This window comes from Variovorax endophyticus (assembly GCF_025376855.1).
Lineage (GTDB): Bacteria > Pseudomonadota > Gammaproteobacteria > Burkholderiales > Burkholderiaceae_C > Variovorax.
Map to the genome: position 1 here is coordinate 125101 of NZ_JAHUTH010000012.1, position 21720 is coordinate 146820.

General features: G+C 64.5%; 4 protein-coding genes. All 4 read right to left on the reverse strand.

Annotated features, from left to right (window positions below):
- Positions 1-45 precede the first annotated feature (45 nt).
- Positions 46-18384 (reverse strand): Ig-like domain repeat protein, encoded by an 18339-nt coding sequence (locus KV106_RS17645; RefSeq protein WP_261211380.1) that lies wholly within the window; start codon positions 18382-18384, stop codon positions 46-48.
- A gap of 347 nt (positions 18385-18731) precedes the next feature.
- A complete protein-coding gene (locus tag KV106_RS17650; RefSeq protein ID WP_261211381.1) occupies positions 18732-19202 on the reverse strand; it encodes a nucleoside deaminase in 471 nt (156 codons plus the stop codon).
- Positions 19203-19225: 23 nt separating this feature from the next.
- Positions 19226-20497 carry a cyanate transporter gene (locus KV106_RS17655; RefSeq protein ID WP_261211382.1) on the reverse strand — a complete coding sequence of 424 codons (1272 nt, stop codon included), beginning with the start codon at positions 20495-20497 and terminating at the stop codon, positions 19226-19228.
- Positions 20494-21696, reverse strand: a complete 1203-nt coding sequence (locus tag KV106_RS17660; protein WP_261211383.1) for an amidohydrolase family protein — start codon at positions 21694-21696, stop codon at positions 20494-20496. Before KV106_RS17660 ends, KV106_RS17655 begins: the two co-directional genes overlap by 4 nt.
- Between the last annotated feature and the right edge of the window lie 24 nt (positions 21697-21720).

Genomic DNA, 21720 nt, shown 5'->3' on the forward strand with positions numbered 1-21720 from the left:
CCACCAACCCAGTGGTTATAGCAAACAACATTCTCAATAGTAAACTCATATTGGCTTTCGATACCAAATGAACGGCAACGGTTTTTGGTAGGCGGGCGCAGTACCACCAGCAGGCGCATTCTCTGCGCCGCTGACAAAGCGGTAGACGTTCTCACGTAGATAACTTTCGAGTACTTCGACGCTTGCCCGGTTCTTGTACATCGTTAGGATGTTTGCCGAAACCAAGGTCGCAGGCGCTACGCCAGGTGTATCGCGCCATGTGCCGCCCTTCGGTATCGAGTCTGCTGATCCGTGCTGATGCGAATCCTGATCTTGGTAACTTTGAAAGACGATTACGTCATCGACACTATTTCTAACCACATGCGATTGTGAGTATGAGTCCTGCACCATGTGCAACACTTTTCCCACATGAAATATATTCCCCTCGGAGACTGAGGCTTGGTACCAGCTTTTCGCTTGGTCGACAATCTTTTCCAATACTTGCTTATTTGTATAGCTTCCATCAGACGGGACCATGCTGTGCCAGTACTGACGAGAACCATAGTGCGATTCGTACGTCAAGGTGCCGGGCTTCTCCAGGTCAAGGATTAAGCCACCATAGCTGATCGAGTTCGGTTTCCTGCTTGGAACATCGGGCCATCGCACTCCCTTGCGTAGCACCGAGTCGTACTCTACTCCTGCCATTCTTGCGGCAGCCTCGGTAATTGATTCATGAACACTGCCTCCTCCATATATTTTGAATACTGGCAACACGCTTGCATCATCCTCCCCCAGTCGATATAGGGCACTTCGTATAGACGCGTCTGCCATTGACTCATCATTTTTTTCCCGGCCGATGCGTGCGACAGTGTCACTAGATTGAGCGGCGAACAAAGCTGCCGCAGCGTTCTCTTGCCAAACTTCGATGCCGCCGGGCGAACCAGCGTAACTGAAGCCCGTGCCCACTGGTACTCGGCTCCAGTTCAGCTCGTTGAAGATCGAAGCACCACTTGACCAATCGTTGTCGTTCAGACCTGGCCCTATCTCCACTGCCGTGACAGCCGCCTCGGCTCCCCCAGCGCTTTGCGCGCTTTTTTCCATAGCCCTCGCCAAGTGTTCATCCGGTGCATTGCCTATCGTCGACCCAATCACATCTCCAACAATGCCCGGCAAGGCTCGACTCAAACTACCCCCGCGAACCGCAGTGCTCACTAGGCCACCCGCCATGCCGCGGACCATTCGCTGACCGCTCACGCTCCACTTTGCGTTCTGGGCCCACTCGCCAACCGATACCGAGACATAGCCCGAGGCCGCGCTGGCGGCTACCCCTCTCCAATCAAATCCCTTCTGTAACCCGGTTGCAATACTCAAGCCTTGGGTGGCAATGTTGGTCACAGCCAACCGTCCAGCGGTGCCCCAACGTCCCGAGTCCGCAAGCGCTTTACCCAAACCTCCGCCTTGGATCCAACCGCCCAGTCCGGCACTCACACCAGCACCCAAGGCACCCTGCAGTACGCCCTTCCAGTCGAATGAATCCTGCACACCGATACCGATGCCGACCGCTTGGCTGGCGATGGATCCAACCGCGCCGCCAATGGATGCCGCCGCGATACCGACTCCAAAACCCAACCCAGCGGTACCGACCATTGCCGAAGCTCCCAGCGACATCGTGGCACTGAAGCCGGTCGTGGCAGCTACTGCCGACCCGGCAGGAGCCAATGCACTGGCCGCCGCCCCCGCCGTGTAGATCGAAGCGACCACTGCCACCACGGCGACGATGATCTGCCCGAAGCCTCCGCATTTTTCTCGATCACTTCGCGGCGGTGGCAGTGGATCCGGTAGCGCTGGGCTCGTTTCGCCCATGACCCGCCCCGGGTTGTAAGGCCGGAAGGTCTCGCTGGTGTTGTGCAGGTTGGTGACTTTGTTTGGTATCACCAGTACCGTGTTGCTCACCAGGGGTGCCGACGGTTGACCGTCCAGACCATTGGCCTCGGCCAAGAGATACCACAGCGTCGCATCCCCCCATAGCGCCCGCGCAACGCGCTCCAGCGTGTCACCCTCGCGCACCGTATAGCTACCCGGAGCCGCTCCCGGAAAGTCGGCATTGATCGGCTGATAGTTCTCGTCGAAGTCCGCCGCGCTGATGGGCTTGAATCTGTGATATTTGTTGTCTGGATTCTCTGGCAGAGCCGCGTTGCGCGCGAGCTGTTGCGCATAGTCCTCACGCTCAATGCCATCGTTTCCAACATTACCCACACGCTTGCCGTCGAAGTAGAAATAGCGGTGTTCGCGGCTCTTGCGCGCGGAGGTATCCAACGTGCGGGTCTTTGGATCGTAGGCTGCGCCAATGAGCTCCTGGCGCATCAGCACCTGCCCTTGAGCATCGGACCAATACTCGAAGGCGCGTGGCTGGTTCGGGTTGCGATCGGTTGCTGTCTTCAGATTGCCATTGGCGTCGTAGACGAACTCCGAAAAGCCGAGCAAGTACTGCGCCCCGGGTTGGGCCGTGTTACCAGGCAGCGGCGCCAGCGTGATTGATTTCTGCTTAGCACTGTCCCACCATTCGTACTGGTATGCCGTCGCCTGACCGCTAACGGTACTCTTTTCGAAGTCGGAGACAACTGTGCCAGTAGCCGCGAGCGTACCGTCCTTCATCAATGTGTAGGTTGTCGTGGTTTCGGATTTCGGCAACTGCAGCGCGTTGAACCGGCCCTCCACCTCCTTGGTCAGTTGGTTGTCCAGATTCCAGGTGCGCTCCTTTCTCAGGCTGAGCATTCCGTTGGCGCCAAACTCCTCGTAGCGGACGACCCGCCCTGCGAGATCGTTCACGCGATTGCTTGCAAGCGCGCTGTCGATGCGAACCGTTGTGAGGTTGCCTGCGCCGTCATAAGCGTAGTCCTCTCGGTGCCCATCACGCGCGTAGATTGCCGTCTTGCGTTGGCCGGCATCGTCGTATTCGATCGCGACGCCGTCGCCAGATGAGCCGCGCACGATCTGACCACCGACGATCTGCCCCATCGTCACGGTGAACCGGTTCATTCCATCGTAGGCGTACCAGTAGTCCTCTTCCCCCTTCTTGTTCGGGCTGCTGCTCGAACTAGCGATGTCGAGATAGATACTGTGCATGCGGCGTCGATTGCCGTTGGCGTCGTATTCGTAGTCGATGACGTAACGCGAATCCTTGATTGTCTTGACACGGTTGTATTCGTCGTAGACCACCTCCGACTGCTGGAAGGCGAGCAGCGCTCCCTGGGTATTGACAATGATGGACTCGCGAACTCTGTTGCCATTTTTGTCATACTCGTACTTACTCGTCGTCCTTGTTGTGCGATCGATGACCTCGCGCAGATAGCCGTTGTCGTAGTAGCTGTAACGAATGTCCTGTCCAGAGTTGCCCGCACCCGTTCCCACGCCAATCTGCGTTTCGATGAGGCCCGACCAGTTGTAGCCATAGGTGAACTGATGGCCGCCATAGTCCTGCTTCCACATCAATCGCCCGAAGACATCGTTCTTGAGCGTCTGCACCATGCCATTGGCGTTCGTGGTGGTATTGATCCAGCCACCGGTATTTACGCCACCGGCCGAACTGACACTGCTGTCGAACGCGTAGCCATAGCTGATGATGGCGTTCTCAGCGGACACGAACTTGCTAACCCGCCCCTGACTGTCGTAATAGGTACGCTCCTTGAAGCCCTTGAGGGCATTCGTGCGCGCTATACGCTGTCCCAGGATGTCGTATTCGTAGGCATCGAAGGCGCGCGAACCATCCACGTTGACGGGGCGTTCCACTTTGATCAAGCGATCGTTGGCGTCGTAGATGTTTCTCGTGAGCCGCTTGAGCTCATCGGAGACCGTTACCAGATTTCCAAAGAGATCGTAAGTTTTTCTTACGGCGACAAGTCTGCCGGCTGAAGTGCCAGTGCTCGAGCCCGGATGCCATTCGGCCACGGCCTGACCTGCGGCGTCGAGTTCCACGGTACTCTGATAGCCGTTGGCGTCGCGCTTCCCGACCAATTGACCATTCAGGTCGTAGCTGTAGTGATCCGTCGGCTTGATCCTCGTCTTCTGGCCGTCGGCCTGCGTCACCTCAACCATCGGCCCGATCTTGTCCGTCAGCAAACCCTGCGTGTTGTAGCGCAGTTCAGTGAGGTTGCCTTTGCCATCCTTTTCGGTAACGACCTGATCAAAGGCATCGTAGGTCTGGCGGCGCTGGATCACCCAGTTGTTATTGACAATCTCGTTATCGGGCAGATTCGGTATAGCCCAACGCGCGACAAGGTACGACCCGTCGTTGGTCGGGTCGTTGTCGGGACGGAAGTAACCCTCCCCACTGGCGATCACGGCATCGGCGGCGTTGCGCACCTCGTAGAGAAACTCGTACTCCTTGGCTGGATCGAGCTTCTTGTCCGTGGCATCCCACTTGAAGACGATGCGGCTTTGCCCGTTGGAAGTGATCGTGCTGCGCGTGGCCGCAGCCTCGATGAACTTCTCCGTGGCAGGCGCCCCCTTTTCCCGGTAACGCAGATTGAGCGTCCGACCTTCGGGTACGCCCGGATCGAGGACGAGTACCTGATGCTTGACGTTACCCGTCAACTTCGCTTTCGTACCCTCCCTGCTGATCGCACCGATTGTGACTTCGCCGGTTGCGTCGGTCACGATGAAGCCATCCCCATCGCGGGCCACAAAGCTCAGTTTGTAGCTGTACAGATTGCGCGGGTCGAGGACAAGACTGCTCGCGTCCCACACCCATTCGGTAACCCCGCCGGCTTCCTTGCGCGGTATGGAGATCGTAGCCTTGGGCTTGCCGCCGGGAGAAAGCGGCTCATAGGTGATCTCCAGCGTCTGTGCATCCGTTGGAATGTCGCGGAAGGTAATGCTGGAAGGCTTGGCTCCGAGCGATCCCATCTCGTAGCGCGAGGTTCGGGGATCGATGATGCCCTTCAGGCGGTCCACTACTACCCCCTCGCCACCACCACGCCCCAGATCGAGCACCTCGATGATCACATCGCTGGCCCCGGAATCGAACGCTACATTGAAAGTTCCGGGAGCGCCTTCAGGCCAGTAAGTCCTGCTCTCGTACTTCTGGTCCGGCTTGCCCAAGGGCCTTTGCAGGACCCGGATGGCTGAGCCGTTGATCCTGAGGCCTGTGAAATGCCCAACGTTGTCGCTCGTAAAGACCGGCTTGGCAGGTGCTGCCGAGGTGGTGAGCGTGCGTGTCGCCGGGTTCCAGAGAATCGAGTCGCGTCGTGCTACGGATCCGTCGGCATGTGTGATCACCAGCAGCAACTCGCTCGGCTGTGCGAGGTTGTCCAGGCGAGTGAGGTACCACCCCTCGAGCGCGGCGCCATTCAAGCTGGACCCACCCTCGCCCCCCCTGAACACGGGCAGCGTGCGCTCGAACGGCCCCGCCCCCTGCGCCCGGCTGTACAAGGCGATGCTGTCGCCCAAATTCACACTTGTGGCAAGACGCAAGAAGGTACCGCTGAGTCGCTGCTCGCTGGCGCCGAACACGCTGGTGGTCACCGTGGCCCCAAACTGCGAAAGCGTACGAGTTGCCATCACGATGGGCGCGCGCAGGCTGTCCGAGACGGCAACCAGACGCAGCTGCGTACCGTTGACCGTGTTCAATGGCAAGAACAGGTCCTTGCCAGGGCGAAGAGGATCGCGCGGATCCGTCAAGCGCAAGGTCTGGGGCCAACTGGTGATGCGGCCGAGATCATAGGTGTAGCTGAACTGGGCATTGACGAATTCCACACGCCAAGACACTTGACCATACAGGTTTTCGATCTGGCGCGTCCAGTCGACGCCGCCTTCGCCAAGAACGACATTGGTGAAGCCAACCGTGCGTGGATTGATAAAGTTGCGGCCTCCGAAAATCTGTGCGTCAGTGACGGACTTGGCGGTTCCCCCTGTCAGGGGGATACCCAGCTGGCCGACGGCAGCCACCGCGGACGAACTCGCAGGCCCGAGGATTGCCGTGGAGTCGGCTTCGGCCAACGCGGGCGCTACATCGATATCCAATCCACCGTACTTTCCAGACTCCATGTCCACCGGATCGGTCATCATGCGCAGCCGCGGACGTGACGCGTCCATTGCGGGCTGCTTCACACTGACAGCTCGATTGTTCTGGTCGTACTCGGTAATGGTGATCAGGATGTCCGGAGCGGGTCGGGTGCCGTCATCAGCCATCTGTTCCCAACTCATCGCGCGCAGATTCGCACGCTGCGACTCCAACTGGAGAGTGGCATTTCCTGCCAAGTCATACATCCAGGCCTTGTTGACGCCGGCTTGCCCGCCTTTCTGGGAATTGGTGCGCCACAGGCGACCCGCCTTGTCGTAGTCCCAGTACTCCTGGGCTTCGCCTCGAAGGTTCCCGCTGCCGGTACGACGGCTGGCCAACTCTCCCCATGCGTTGTACCCGAGAGTCACCGTCTTGCTGATGTCGTAGATGGGCGCATTGGTCGCGTCGCGCGTGCCCGTGAAGCGCGTGGTCTCGCGGTTGGCCGCGTCGTAGGCGATGCTCACGATGTCGTTGGACAGCTCGTTGTCGGCGTCTAGCCGGTCCACCATCTGCGCGGTCGTGTTCCCATTGGCATCGCGCCCATAGCGGATGGTTTCTCTTTTCCCCGTTGTCATCGAGGTTCGCACGCCGGTGGCGTCGTAGCCATAGCCAACGATTTGGTCATCACCTTCCGAAGTATTGTCGGCACCGCGGCGGATCTCGCGGCGCAGGTTGTTCAGGCCGTCGTACTCGTACTCGGTGGTCTGGCGCCAGGAAGTCGCCGCATTGCCCGTGCTGGTGCTGTCCACCAGCGCGGCGGGCTTGCGCTCGCTCAGCAGCCGGCCCAGCCGGTCGTAAGCAAGATCGGTGCGCTGGCTCAGCGCATCGGTCACCGAGGTACGGTTACCCATGGCGTCATAGCCATAACGCTTGGTCGCGGCGGCCGTTTTCTCTGCAAGCGCGCCGGTAGTTGCGTTCACGCTGCCATAGGCCACACCCAATCTCGATTCGCTGAGCATGCGGCCATTGCGGTCGTAGGTGTAGTCGGTGATTTGGTCGTCGGGGTTGGACTTGAAGAGCGCCAGAACGGTAGACATGGGGGTGCTCTCGCTCATGCTGCCCAGGTCGATGCCCTTGGCGAAGCGGGTCTCGCGGAACACCGCACCGTTGGCGTCGCGCTCCCAGCGCACGCCGTAGCCCATCGCATCGACCTCGAGCACCTTCTGGCCCAGCTTGTCGTACCAGTTGGTGATCGCCCCTCCTCTCCCGTCAACCTGGCGCAACACGTTGCCGTTGGAATCATGGAAGCTGCGTCGAATCAAGTCGCGCCGGTTCATGTGATAAGCATTGGTGGCGGCGTTGTATTCACCGAACTCCACCTGCGCGATGGTGCTGCTGGTCACGCGGTTGTTGGCATCGACCTGGTAGGTGGTGGTGCGCACGTTGGCGGCGTTGACCGGCACGGGCAACGCATCACCCACCGGCAGCGCCAGCACATCGCCATAGACGTTCTGCTCCATCACGTTGCCCGCCGCGTCGTACACCCAGGTGCTCAGCGTCCCTGTGGCGCTCACCTCGGCCACCTTGCGGTTGCCGGCATCGAACCAGTTGCGCGTGCGCCCGCCATTGGCATCCACCGCCACGATCAGGTTGCCGCTCGCGTCATAGCTGCTGGTGCGCGTGGGCGCGGCCGTGGCCCAGCCGCTCGCGGCGGTGTAGATGCTCACCGAGGCCAGGCGCACCGAGACCTGGCGGTTCAGGCCGTCGTAGCCGTAGGTCGTCACGCGCTGCTCGGGCAGCCCCGCCGCCTCGGTGGTCGTGAGCTTGTTGCCGAAGGCGTCGTAGGTGGTCTGGTTGACCACCGCCACCGCCTGGCCACTCGCGTTCTTGCTCGTGATCGGCAGCGTCTCGCCGACCACGCGCCCGAGCCGGTCGTAGGCATAAGTGGTCACGCCCCCGAGCTTGTTGGTGAGCGTCTCGCGCTGGCCCAGCGCGTTGTAGGTGTAGCGCTCGGCGTTCGACTCCGCATCGATCGTGCGCGACAGGCGCCCCGCGGCGTCGTACTCGAAGCGCGTGAGCGCATCGCTGGCGTTCGTGCCCGGCAGGGCTGGTGCCTGGGTGGCGCTGTAGGTTCCCGTGACCCGGCCGAAGTAGCGCTTGATGCTCAGCGTCTGGCCGAACATGTCGTAGCTGGTCGCGGTCGCGTAGCCCTCGGGGTCCACGCTGAGCGTGACGCGCCCGGCCGCATCGAAGTAGTAGAAGGCCGCGTTGCCGCGCGGGTCGGTGATCTTGACGACGTTGCCGTTGGCGTCGTAGTCCGAGCGCGTGATGCCGCTGAGCCCATCGGTCACGCTGATCTTGTGGCCGGCCGCGTCGTAGTCGTTGACGGTGGTGTATAGCGCCGCGAGCGCATCGCGCTGAGCCGGCGTCAGATCGACCGCCTTGAGCGCGCCGCCCGCGGCATTGGTGTACTTCAGCAGCTTGCGCTGCTGCAGCGCCCAGGCACTGTCGCTGAGCGAGAGCTCGCCGCCGCGCGGGTCGATGGTGCGCGTGAGCCGCCCGACGCCGTCGTAGACGTAGCGCGTGACGGCCGCCTCGGGCTGACCGAAGGCCGTGGTCTCGCTGATGCGCTGCCCGGCCGCGTCGTAGCCGTAGACCGTGATCTGCAGCGCGCGCCCGGAGGTGGACGCGAGCTTGATGGCCGCGTCGAGCTGCGCCTGCTGGGTCACGGCGGTGGCCGCCGGGATGGCCACCGGGTAGCGCACGATGGCCGAGAGCCGGCCCTGCGCGTCGTACTGGCGCTGCACGGCGTAGCCCAGTGCGTCGACCGTGAGCGACTCGCGCCCGGTGGGGTCGTAGAAGCTGCGCGTGCGCTGGTCGAGCGTGTCGGAGGCCGTGGGCGCGGGCACGGTGCCCGGCACCCAGCTGGCCATGTTCACGGGGTTGTAGAAGGCGCGCTTCTCGCTCACGCTGCCATTGCCGTCGAGCGTGTACTTGACGGTGTTGCCCAGCGCGTCGACGCTGGCGACCAGGCGCCCGGCCTTGTCGTAGACGCTGTGCTGCAACTGGTCCTTGGCCGCGGTCGAGGCGGTGGTGGTCTCCACGTAGGTGCCCGCTGCCGCGGCCTGCTCGAGCTGGAAGCCCGAGATGCGGAAGGGCCGTGCATCGTTGGCCGTGTACTTGACGACCCCGAAGTTCAGTCCCGGTGCCGCGGGTGCGACCGCCGTGGTCGAGATCCGGTAGCGCCCGTTGCCCAGGCTCTGCACCACGTACTTGTTGGTGGCGACGCCGGCGCCGAACATCACCATCCCGAACGAATTCCCGGCCGTGTTGACCGTCGGGTTGCCGAAGGCCGGCGCCAGACCGTCCTCCATCTCGACGATCATCGACAGCGTGTAGGTCGTGCCCGGGGTGGTCGCGAGCGTCTTGTAGACGAGGGAATAGGGGCCGCTCGGGTCGGGGGCGATGCGCAGCGCGCCGCCCAGGCCGGTCATCGTCGCCACCGAGACCACGCCGGTCTTGGAGGGCGCATCGACCAGCCCGTTGACGAACTCGCTCTGCGTGAAGAGGTTGGTGTTCGCCTGCACCAGGGCGTCCAGCTGCGCGAGCGTGGGCGCGGCGCCCAGGCTGGTGGTGTTGATGGCCTTGGCGTAGCGCGTGACCAGGGTCACGCGCCCGGCGGCGTCGTAGCTGTTCTTCTCGAGCTGGCCCAGCGGACCGAGGGTGTAGACGAGGCGGCCGGCGCTGTCGTAGGCCAGGCGCGTCACCTGGCTCTTGGCATCGGCCGCGGCGGTGATGGCCGTGGTGGTGGTCGAAGTGAGGTTGCCCGAGACGCTGGCCTGTTCGAGCTGGTAGCCGCTCACGCGGAAGGCACGCGCGTCGTTGCCGGTCTGCTTGATGACCCCGAAGTTGACCCCGGGTGAGGCAGGCGCCACGCCAGTGACCGACACCCGATAGCGTCCGCCACCGAGGTCTTGCGTCACGAGCTTGGTCGGGTCCTGGAAGAACGAGAACAGCACCAGCGTGAACGAGTTGGATCCGCTGGCGGTGTTCGCGCTGGCGAACGTCGGCGGCAGGCCATCCTCCATCTCCACGATCACCGACAGGGTATAGGTCGATCCCGCCGTTGTTGCCACGGTCTTGTAGGCATACGAGTAAGGTCCATTCGGATCCCTCTCGAGCTTGACCGCCCCCTTGAAGCCGGCCATCGACGCCGCGGTGACGACACCGCCCTTGACCGGTACGTCGCCCACGCCATTGGCCAGCTCGCTCTGCGTGAGCAGATTGGTGCCCGCCTGCTGCGCGTTCCAGTACGAGCGGTTGGTGACGTTGCCGTTCTTGTCGAAGCTCTGCGCGGTGACGGTGCCCACCCCGTCGGTGTGCGAGGTCTGGCGGTTGGCACGGTCGTAGACGTAGATGTCCCGCTCGGTGCGCGCGGCGGTGGCACTGGCCATGGCGGTGGTCACCGCGCTGTCGATCGCCGTCGGGGTCAGAGCCGTCGTCAGCGGGATCCGGGCCCCGTACGCGAAGCGATCGATGACGTTGCCGTTGGCATCGTAGACCTGCTTGACCACGGCACCGGTGCCGTCCACCGTGTAGGTCTTGCGCCCCAGGTTGTCGTAGACGTTGCGCGTGCGCTGGTCATGGCTGTCGTCGGCCACCACCACCGGGTCCTTGGTCGGGTCCCAGGCCGTCAGGTCGATGGGCTTGGCGTAGCCCCGCGTCTCCACGAGGTTGTTGCCCGCGTCGTACTTGTACTCGACCACCCCGCCGGCGCCGTCCACCGTGAAACGCAGCCGCCCGTCGCGGTCGTAGCGCCGGCGCTGGATCGCCGCCGCACCCAAGGTCGGCAGCAACGCCCGCATGGCGTCCAGGCTCGGCGCCACGCCCTGCAGGTTCGCCAGCGACATGGCCGCCGCGTAGCTGGTCTCGGCGCTCACGCGACCCTCGTCGTCGTAGCTCGTCTGGCGCACACCGCCCATCGCGTCGATGGTGAAGACCTTGCGATTGGCCTTGTCGTAGACGTACAGCGTGGCGTTGCCGTTGCCGTCGGTGGCCCTGACGAGGTTGCCCTCGCCGTCGTAGTCGTAGCCGCGCGTGAGGTTCAGGCCCAGCGGGTCGACCTGCTCCTTGATGCGCCGCCCGGCGCCGTCGTAGGTGTAGCGCGTGAGCCGCCCGTCCGGCCCCAGCACGCTGAGCGTGGTGCCATCCACGTCGTAGGTGTAGGTGGTCTGCAGGTTCAGCCCGACGTAGGCGCCGTTGGACGGGTCCACCGTCTCCTGCAGCAGCTGGCCGTCGAGGTCGTACTTGTAGCTGGTGACGGTGCCGCCGGGGTCGGTGACGCTGATCTTCTGCCCCGAGGTGTCGTACTTGTAGGTGGCCACCAGCGCCAGCCCGGCGGCATCGACGGTGCGCGTGAGCAGGCGGTCGGCCGCGTCGTAGGCGTAGCTGGTGACGGTGCCCCGTGCATCCGTGGTGGTGAGCTTCAGGCCGATCTTGTCGTAGGTGGCGCTGGTGCCCACGCTCTCCGGTGCCTGGGTCTGCAGCAGGTTGCCGCTCTTGTCGTAGACGTAGCTGGTGGTGTTGCCGCGACCGTCCTTCACGCTCAGGGTCTGGCCGTGGCGGTTGTGCACGGTGGTCACGCCGACGCCCTCGGGCGTGGTCACGGTGACGCTGCGGTTGGCCAGGTTGTAGGCGTAGGTCGTGGTGTTGTTCAGCGCGTCGCGCTGGGTGAGCACCCGGTCGAAGGCGTCGTAGGTGGTGACGCGCTTGGCGCCGGTGGCATCGGTGGTGGTGACCACCCGTCCGAGGCGGTCGTAGGCGATGCTCGTGGCGTTGCCGTTGCCGTCCACGCGCGTGGTGGCGCGGCCGAAGGCGTCGTAGCCGATGCTGCGGCCTGCCGCGACGCCCGTGGCGTCCGCCGTGCTCGAGGTCTTCAGGCCGCGGCGGTCGTAGCCGATGGTGTTGCTGACGACCTGGCCGTTTGCCCGGGTCTGGCTGCTCGCGGTGACCTCGCGGAAGGCGTTGTACGAGTAGCTGGTGAGGTTGTTGGTCGTGGCCGTGACGGCGTCGCTGCTGCTGGCCAAGGTGCCAGTGGCGTTGTAGCGGTTGACGGTGTGCCGGTCCTTGGCGGTGTCGTCCACCGCGTCGATCAGGGTCTTGAGGGTGCTGGTGTTCAGCCCGCCCGGGGTGGTGGCCCCAAGGGTGCTCAGGTTCACGGGGGTGCCGTAGACGATGAGATCGCTCACCTGGCCCAGCGCGTCGTAGCGGTTCTCGGTGACCTCGCCCAGCGCGTTGACGCTGTAGGTCAGCCGACCCAGGGCGTCGTAGAAGAACAGGGTGCGGTGGCCGTTGGCGTCGGTGGTGCTGGTGCGCCGGCCGGCCGCGTCGTAGGCGTGGGTGGTGCCGTTGGCGCTCCAGGCGCTCAGCGGATCGGCCAGGGCCACGGCCGCGCTGCCGCGCCCGTCGAGCTCGCCGATCAGGCGGCCCTGCACGTCGTAGCGCTGGCGGCTGATGCGCTCGTCCGTGGTGCCCGCGGCGGTGGAGGTCTGAACGAGGCGGCCGGCCGCGTCGTAGCTGAAGCTGGTGACGGTGCCCTCGACGTTGGTGCGGCTGAGCAGCTGATTCGCCGCGCTCCAGGTCTGGCTGACGACCTGGTCCAGCGGGTCGGTGTCGGGGCGCACGGTCGCGAGCGTCGCCCCTGCGGCCGCCGGGCTCTTCGCCGGCTTCAGGTAGCGCTTGGTCTGGGTGACGTTGCCGCGCAGGTCGTACGTCGTCTCGGTGAAGTAGCCCTCGCCGTCGACCTGGCCCACGAGCTGGCCGCGGGCGTTGTAGAAGCTGTAGGTGCAAATGTCGTCGGGGCTGGTGTCTACGGGGCGCAGGCCCTTGAGATCGCCGCTGGCGCGCGCGATCGCCACGGCCATCATGCGCGCCGATACGCTCGCGAAGTTCGCCGCTCGGCTCGCGTAGCGGATGGTCTGCACCTGCTCGCCCGCGGCGTTGTACTTGTACTCGGTGAGGTAGCCCTCCGCGTCCAGCGTGCCCTGCAGCTGGCCGTTGCGGTTGTACAGCTGCGTGGCGGTGCGGTCTTGCCCTGCGTCGAGGCCCACCAGCACGGTGGGCGTGGAGGTGCCCGTGACCGTCTGGGTGAAGGTGATCGCGCCGTCGGCGTTGAGGGCGTCGCCGGAGTACACAGCGCTGAAGGTGTGCGTGCCGGCGGGGATCGGAACGCCGCGTAACGTGGCTGTGCCGTCGGATAGGACCACAACCGTTCCCAGCAGGGTCGTGCCACTGTAGAAGCTCACTAGGCCTGTGGGGGTCTTACCGGTGATGCGAACAGACAGGGCGCCATCCTTGGCGATCGAAGGCGTTGTGAGATTGGTCAGTGTGGTGACACCCACATTGACGTAGACCACGGAACTCGAAATGAGCGCGGCATCTTTCGAGTAGATCGCCTGAATCGTGTGCGCACCGACGCTCAGGCTGCTTGTCACCAGGCTGGCACTTCCGTTGGTCACGGCGACGGATCCAAGAAGCACGGCGCCGTCGTAGAAGTCGACGATGCCACCGTTGCCCACGACCGAGGCCGTCAGCGTGATGGGTGCATTCCAGGCACTGGCGGATGGCGAGGCGCTGAGTGTGGTTGTGGCGGTCGATGACCAGACTTGCTGCGACAAGAGGTTGGCATTGGCGGACTTGTAGTTGGTAGTACCCGAATAGCTGGCGGTGATGTCGTTCGTGCCGAGTGACAGATCGCTCACCGTCAAGCTCGCCACGTCGTTGATCACACTAGCGGTGCCGATGGCAATCCCATTCCGGTAGAAGGTCACTGTGCCGCCAAGAGGTGGACTGTTGAGGTCCCAAGTGCCCGCCCGGGAAACCTTTGCGGAGAAGGTCAGCGGCGCACCAACAACTGCGCTCATTCTTGAGGTGCTCAAACTGAGATTGGTGGCGGCCGGCTGAACGTTGAGCTGCAATACACCGGAGGCTGCTGCATTATTCGCATCACCCGAATAGACCACGGTCAGCGAGTGCGTGCCCAGCGGCAGGAGCGGCAAGGTGAAGACACTGCCTGTGCCAGCCGGTCGGCTGGCGATCAGGGTCTGACCCGAAAAAAAACTAAAGGTGCCCGTGGCCGACGGGGCACCAGAGACAGACGCATTGACTTGCATCGAGCTCGTACTGACATTCGTGGCCGTCACGATGACTATGTCAGGGCGCACTGCCGGAGGCAGCTCACTCGGCAACCACTCTGGCGTCCAGCCTGGTGTGACCATGCCAGTCACGGTATCCACACCGCTCCACCACAAGGCCGTTCCATCGGCCTTGTAAATCACCAGATTTCCGTCGTCTTGCAGACGAAGTTGGGAGGCGCCCTTTCCCGAAGTGCCCGAATTCCAGACTGGCACGTCAGGCCAAGAACCGGTCTTCGTGATAGCCGTTTCTGAGTAGACGACAAGATTTCCGTCTGACTGAAAAGATACTTTGTAGGGTGCGCCCGACGCGGATGTATAGCCCGGGCGCACCTCTTTTGAGAAAGCTGTCTGTGTATTCCAGACAACCTGCCGACTTTCCTTGCGGTCATAGACCACTAGGTTGCCGTCATATTGAAAGATCAGTTGATAGCGCCTGCTCGGAGAAAAGATGGAATCCCCCCGCTTCAGCGTCTCGCCGAGTCCCACGGACGTTGCAAATTCCGATACCTGAAGCGTCGGCCCTTGCGCGATCACACTGGCTTGGTTGCTGGCATCACCCGAATAGACAGCACTGAGCACATAAGTGCCGGCGGGAAGGAACATCGAACTGCGTAGAGCGCCGAAGCTGGCGCTGTAGTTATGAACGGTGCTGGTTCCCAATAGGATGGTTCCCGCGAAGAAGGTCACCAATCCACCAGGTTTTACCCCATCAATATATGCCGTCAAATTTACCGCCCCGCCCCCCTGCCGTGTTTCCGTGAGATCGCTGACGAGTTTGATCGTGGTGGGCGATGCAAGTGTCTGCCCGGATGCATCGAGGGTGCCGCTGGGTGCATTGATCGCGTCGCCGCTATACATCGCCCTAAAAGGCGGTGGGGAGCCCGTTGCGCCGAGGAACTCCAATGTCAGTCGCCGCGTCGCCTCCGGTGTCATCTGCAGCGCCGCAACACCGTTGACCAACGTGGCCGTTCCCAGCACGGTGCCGCCGCTGTAGAAGGTGACCGAACCAATGGGAAATGAAAAGTCAATGTTCCTTGACTTGACACTTGCGACAAGCAAAAACGGGTCGTATCCCTTCGAAGGATCCGCCAGCTCGGTCTGGACCACGCTCTCCAACTTCGTGACTGTCGGCGCCAACCCCACAGTTATCGTCTGCGAAGAAATGGCACCTGTGTGCGTCATATCACCTGCATATTCGGCGCGAATAGTTGATGCTCCAACCGGCAGGCTGCTAGTGGTCAGCGTCGCTAGTCCGTTGATGACCGTCGCCATTCCGATCAGCGTATTGCCGTTGTAGAAGCGCACCTCGCCCGTCGCAGGCGGCGCCAGCCCTGGCAGCACCAAGGTGGTCAGCGTCACCGACATCGTTACCGTCTGACCATAGGTGATCGGAGTGGAAGGCCAGAAATCCAGCCTCGCGCTGGTGGCTGCGGGCGCAATGGTCTTATTGACTGCCTTCGACACACTCGCCAGCCTCCACTCATCGCCCGAATACGCCACCCGCAGGCTGTGTGTGCCGATCGACAACCTGTCCGTCATCAATACCGCATTTCCATCGATCACCAAGGCACTGCCGATGACCGTCTCACCATCAAAGAAACTAACCATGCCCCCAGCGGATGCACCATCGACGGTGGCCGTCAACACCACGACTTGCCCCAGCGGCGTCGACCCGGCGTTGTTCAGACTCAGCGTGATCCCCCCGATGGTTACCGGATCGACCACGAAGTCGACATTGGCCTCCTTGGTCAGCGGCGCCACATCAATCGGATTGGCCAACTGCGTCACGCTCACGATCCTCGACGCCCCGTCATACGTCGTCTCCGTCACATACCCCAGCGCATCCACCTGCCACGCCAGGCGCCCCGCGTTGTCGTAGAAGCGCCAGACCTTCTGATCCTGCTGCGCCACCTGTCCCGGCCTCAGCGCCGCCAGGCTCGTCGTCGTGTTCGTCGCACTCCACGCCGTGGTCGGCTGATTCACCCCATCCACCAGCGATGCCAACTTCGCCGTCGTGAGCTTCGTCGCATAGGCCACCGTCTGGCGCAGCTGCCCATTGGCGTTGTAGACGTACTCCACCAACGCACCCGTCGCGTCGATGTCCGCGATCTTGCGACCCGCCGCGTCGTACAGCATCCATTGGCGCACGCCCGTCGGGTCCTGCGTCATCAGCAGGTTGCCGTCCTTGTCGTAGGCGTACTTGGTGGCACCCAGCACCCCGGTGCCGGCACTTTGCTGCGTCACGCTCACCAGCCGACCCGCCTTGTCGTAGGCCGAGATGCTCACCAGCCCGCCCGCCACGGTCACCGTGGTCTTGCCGCCCGCGTCGTCGTAGCTCGTGACTGTGGTGTTGGCCGTGGTCCCGCCATCCAGCGAGGGCGCGCTGACCGACAGCACCCGGCCCAGCCCGTCGTAGACATAGGTCGTGGTACCCCCGCCAGTCGGCTCGATGGTCTTGAGCAGCCAGCCGTGCTGGTCGTAGACATACTGCGTCTTGGCCGCCGAGGCCGCGACGCCAGCCCCCGTTGTATCGACTTCGCCGTAGGTCGTGGAGGAACTCAGCGCGCCACGCGCGTCGTAGACCCGGTCGATGCGCTCGGTGCGCCGCAGGTCTTGGGTGCTGCTGCCAACCCAGGTGATCATCTGCGCTTCCGTGGGCACGGCGCCGGCCGCCAGCGCGGCGACGTTGTAGCCGCCGCCCGTGTAGCGGATGGTCGCCACCGCCTGGCCGTAGCTGTCGTAGCGGTGCTCGGTCACGTCGCCCTGCGGGCTCAGCACGAAGCGCAGCAGCCGGGGGTTGCTCTGTGCATACACGTAGCGGGTGATCTCCGGCAACGAGGCCGGCTGGCTGAAGGCGCCGCGGCTGACGGCCGCGTCGGCGTAGAAGATCTCGGTCAGCAGCTGGTTCGCGGCGTTGTAGCTGCGGGTATGGAGATTGCCCGCGGAGTCGGTCTCCTTCAGCAGGTTGCCGTTGGCGTCGTACTCGTAGGCGACCTCGCGGCCTTCCCCGTCGGTCATGCCCGTGACGTTGCCTGCGGCGTCGTAGCGGTAGCTGATCTGCGACAGGCCCGAGGGGTTGGCTGCGGTGACGCCTCGGCGCATCTGCAGCAGCTGGCCCTGGGCGTCGCCGCTCCCTGCATACAGGTAGGTGCTCTGCGCGCCCAGCGGGTCGGTGACGGTGGTGGTGCCCGCGACGGTGTCGTAAGCGAAGCGGGTGACCTGGCCGAGGGCGTCGGTGACCGTGGCGACCTTGTAGCTGCCGCCGGCCAGCACGTAGGTGAAGGCCAGGCTGGTGCCGTCGCGCTGAGTGACCGAAGCGACGCGCTTGCTGGTGCCGTCATAGCCGTAGGTGGTGACGTAGGTCTTGCCGTCGGTCACGGCGTTGTCCTCGGGGCTGAGGTCGACGGTGACCGTGCTCAGCCGCCGGGCGCTGTCGTAGGCGTAACGCACCCGGGTGGTGGTCGCGCCGCCGGTGGCCACCGTGCGGATCTGTGTGAGGTTGTTGCTGGCGTCGTAGTCGAAGTACGTGGTCTCGCCGTTGGCATCCACCATGCTCTGCAGCAGGCCGCTGGTGCTGTTGTAGCTGTAAGTGATGGTGTTGCCGGCAAGATCGACCACCGTCATCAGCCGGCCCGCCCCGGTGCTCTCGTAGCGCTCCACCAGGCCGGTCGCGCCGTCGGTCCAGATGTAGCGCGCCGCCGCCGCGTCGTAGGCGATGGTGTCGAAGGCACCGGAGCCCGCGGAACTGACATACAGGCTGCGGCTGGCGTTCCAGGTGTAAATGGCGCTCGCGCCATCGCGGTCGGTGCGCGTCAGCGTACTGCCGGCCGTCCCCACCGTGCCCGTGAGCACCATCCGCTGGCCGAAGGCACCCAGCAGCCAGTTGTCGGCGTTCGGGTCGAGCGTGCTGTCGTTCAGCAATCCCTGGCTGTTGTACGTGCGCACCACCCCGATGTCCGCGCCGCGGCCCACCAGCTTGTCGTCGAGGTCCTGTAGCACCAAGTTGCCGTTGGCAACGTTCACGTACGCCAGTTCCCCGTTGCGTCCCTGCCCCGCCGTCCCCGACGTCCCTCGCTGCCCCAGCACTCCCAGCGACGTCAGACTCAGTCCCAGGCTATTGCCACTGACGATTGCAACCATTTCACAGCCCCCCAATGCATCCTGCGAACCACCGAAATGGCAGCCAATACACGGACGCACCTTCTTCATGGACGGCTTATCCGGTATTTGTCGCAGGTTCCTCCCTGCTGGCTGTGCCGGCCCTCTGTGAGGCCGATCTACGGTTCTGCCTAGTACATCCGCCGCTCTCAGCAATTGTTTAGCCCGGGCGTTTAGATGCCGACAAGAGTCACGGGTTATTGCACTCCAAAGCGACTCCTACAAAGCGCAGAAACGGCTGACACGACAGTCAAACGAGGCCAATTTATTTATCCAAAATAAAATAACTCACTTTCTTTTGATTCAATTAATTAATATTCATCACAATAAAGTTAATGTTATTAGGGCGCAACCCTCCCGCCATATTGCATTGGTTGCACCCATCTTCGGAAAACCACCTATCTCCGCGTGGCCGCCCAATCGGCCAGGATCCGCACCGCCTCCCCATCCATCCTCTGCTCAGCCGGCAGGCTACGCTGCCCGAGCGTCGCGCCCGATTCGATGCGCAGCGCCTCCACATCGATCGGATGGCGCGCGGCCACGGTCACGCCGTCGAAGGCCTCGCCCGACTGCGCGAGCGAGGCCGCGTAGTAGAGCTGCGCGATGCCCGCGATGTGCATCGCCGCCACGCACATGGCGCAGGGCTCGCACGAGGTGTAGAGCTCGCAGCCCGAGAGGTCGACGCTGCCGAGCCTGCGGCAGGCGTCGCGGATGGCCTCGACCTCTCCGTGCGAGGTGGGGTCGTGGTGCGCGACCGAATGGTTGAAGCCCTCGCCGACGATGGCGCCGTTCTTCACGACCACGGCGCCGAAGGGCTCGGTGCCGGGTTCGTGCAGCGCCTGCGCGGACAGGGCGAGCGCGCGTTGCATGAAGCGTTCCTGGTACATGGTGTTCAGACCTTTCGAGTGGCTGCGCCCTCGGGCGCGAGGGAGGAGGATGGCATGGCGCGCGGCGCGAACAGCTCCGCGGTGGCGGCGCCATAGCGGCGCGGATCGAAGCGCAGCAGCAGCGGCAACAGCACGAGCACCACGGCGCCGAGGTAGGCCCAGGCGAGCGCGAAGCCGCCCGTGTGCTCGCGCACCCAGCCGGTGACGAAGGGCGCGAGCGCCGCGATCATGAAGCCCAGGCCCTGCATGAAGCCCGCGAGCGCACCGGCCTGCGCGGGGTCGGGCAGGTGGTCGAGCGCGAGCACCATGCACAGCGAGAACGCGCCGCCGAGGCCGAAGCCCAGCACGAGCGCGATGGCCGGCGCCGGCACGGGCGCATGCAGTGCGAGCGCGCAGAAGCCAGCGAGTTGCGCGGCCAGCGTGAGCGCGAGCCAGGGCCGCAGATCGCGCCCGCGGCTGCGCGCGATGGCGGGCATGGCGAGCGCGCCCACCACCTGCGCGAGCGTCATCAACGCGAGCACCGAGCCGCCCTGCTGCGCGCTCCAGCCCTGCTGGGCATAGAAGTGCGGCAGCCAGGCCACGAGACTGGTGTAGCCGCCGTTGATGAGGCCGAAGCAGATCGCCAGCAGCCAGGCGCGCGGGCTCGCGAAGCAGCGCAGCCACGAGAGGCCGCGGCGCGGCGCATCGGCCGTGAATTCCATGCGCCGCATGTTGAGCCAGTACAGCAGCGCGAAGACCGCGGGCAGCGCCCAGATCGCAAGGCCCGCATGCCAGTCGGGATGCACGCCGCCGAGCGCCTGCGCGACCCAGGGGCTGGCGATCGCGCCGAAGCCGCCGCCGCCCATGATCGCGGCCGAATAGAGCCCGGTCATCACGCCGATGCGCGCTGGATAGGCCTGCTTGACCACGCCCGGCATCAGCGCCTGCACCAGCCCGACACCAGCGCCCGCGAGCGCCGCGCTGGCGAGCAGCGGCGCGGCGCCGTTCGCCCCATAGCGGCTCGCGCAGGCGAGCGCGATGGCCGCGAGGCCCAGCGCGACACCCGCGCGCGCGCCGATGCGCTGCCCCACGGCCGCGCCGCACAGCGAGGTGGCGCCCATCGCGAACATCGGCAGCACAGTGAGCAGCGCCACGACGTGGAAGCCGATGCCGGTGTCGAGGCGGATGGCACCGAGCAGCGGGCTGCTCGAGGTGAGGAAGGCGCGCAGGTTCAGCGCCACCAGCACGATCACGGCCGCGAAGGCGGTGCCGGCATCGCGGCGGACCTCTGCCCTCACAAGGCGGCCACGTCGTCCTGCAGCACGCCGTCGCGCGCCACGATGCGGCCGCCGGCCAAAACGAGCCGGCGCACGGGGCGCTCCACCACGGCATGCGCCACGGTTTGCGCATCGACCAGCACCAGGTCGGCGCGGTCGCCGACGCCAAGGCCGTAAGCCTCGAAGCCGCAGCCACGCGCGCCCGCGTGCGTCACGGTGTCGAGCGCGACCTCGATCTCGTCGTCGCGGCGCAGGTTGTAGCGCAGGCCGATGATCATCGCGCGCTCGAGCATGTCGGGCCGGCCATAGGGCGACCAGGTGTCGCGGATGCCGTCGTTGCCGCCGAGCACGGTCACGCCGGCCTGGCGGCAGGCCAGCAGCGGCGGCACGTTGCGCGAGGGCGGCGCGCTGGTGATCAGCACCACGCCGAGCTTCGCCATGCGCGCGAGCAGGGCATCGCGCTCGCGCTCGCTCACGTCGCCGAGGCAGAAGCCATGGCTGATCGCCACCTGGCCCCGCATGCCCAGCGCCTCGGTGCGCTGCAGGATCAGGTCGAGCGAGAAGGCACCCATGGCGCCGGGCTCGTGCAGATGGATGTCGATCGGGCGCTGGTGCCGGTGGGCGATGTCGAACAGCACGTCGAGCGACTTCACGGGATCGCCGTCGATGGCGCAGGGGTCGAGCCCGCCGAGCACGTCGGCGCCCGCGGCCAGCGACCGGTCGAGCAGCTCGGCCGTGCCGGGCCGCGCGAGCAGGCCCGACTGCGGGAAGGCGACGACCTGGATCTGCTGCAGATCGCGCAGGGTCTCGCGCGTGCGCAGCGTGCCCTCGAGGTGGCGCAGGCCGGCCTGCGTGTCGACGTCGACATGCGTGCGCAGCCGCGTGGTGCCGAGCGCGAGGAAGGCCTTGGCCAGCACCAGCGACTGCGCGGCCGCGTCGTGGCCGCTGGCATGGCGGAAGGCGCGCTCGTTCTCGATCTTGTCGATCAGGTTCGTGCCGACCTCGTTGCGGTACCAGTCCAGGCCCCACATCGTCTTGTCGAGGTGGGTGTGGCCCTCGACGAGGCCGGGCAGCAGCAGCGCGCCGCGGCCGTCCTCGATGGCGGCACCGGCCGGCGCGGCGAGCGCGGCGCCGAGCTCGGCGATGCGGCCGTCCTGCACCCGCACGTCGACCGGCGCGGCACCCAGCGGGCGAACGTTGCGGATCAGGAGCGATGGCATGGGGATTCCTTTGTTCCTTGTCGT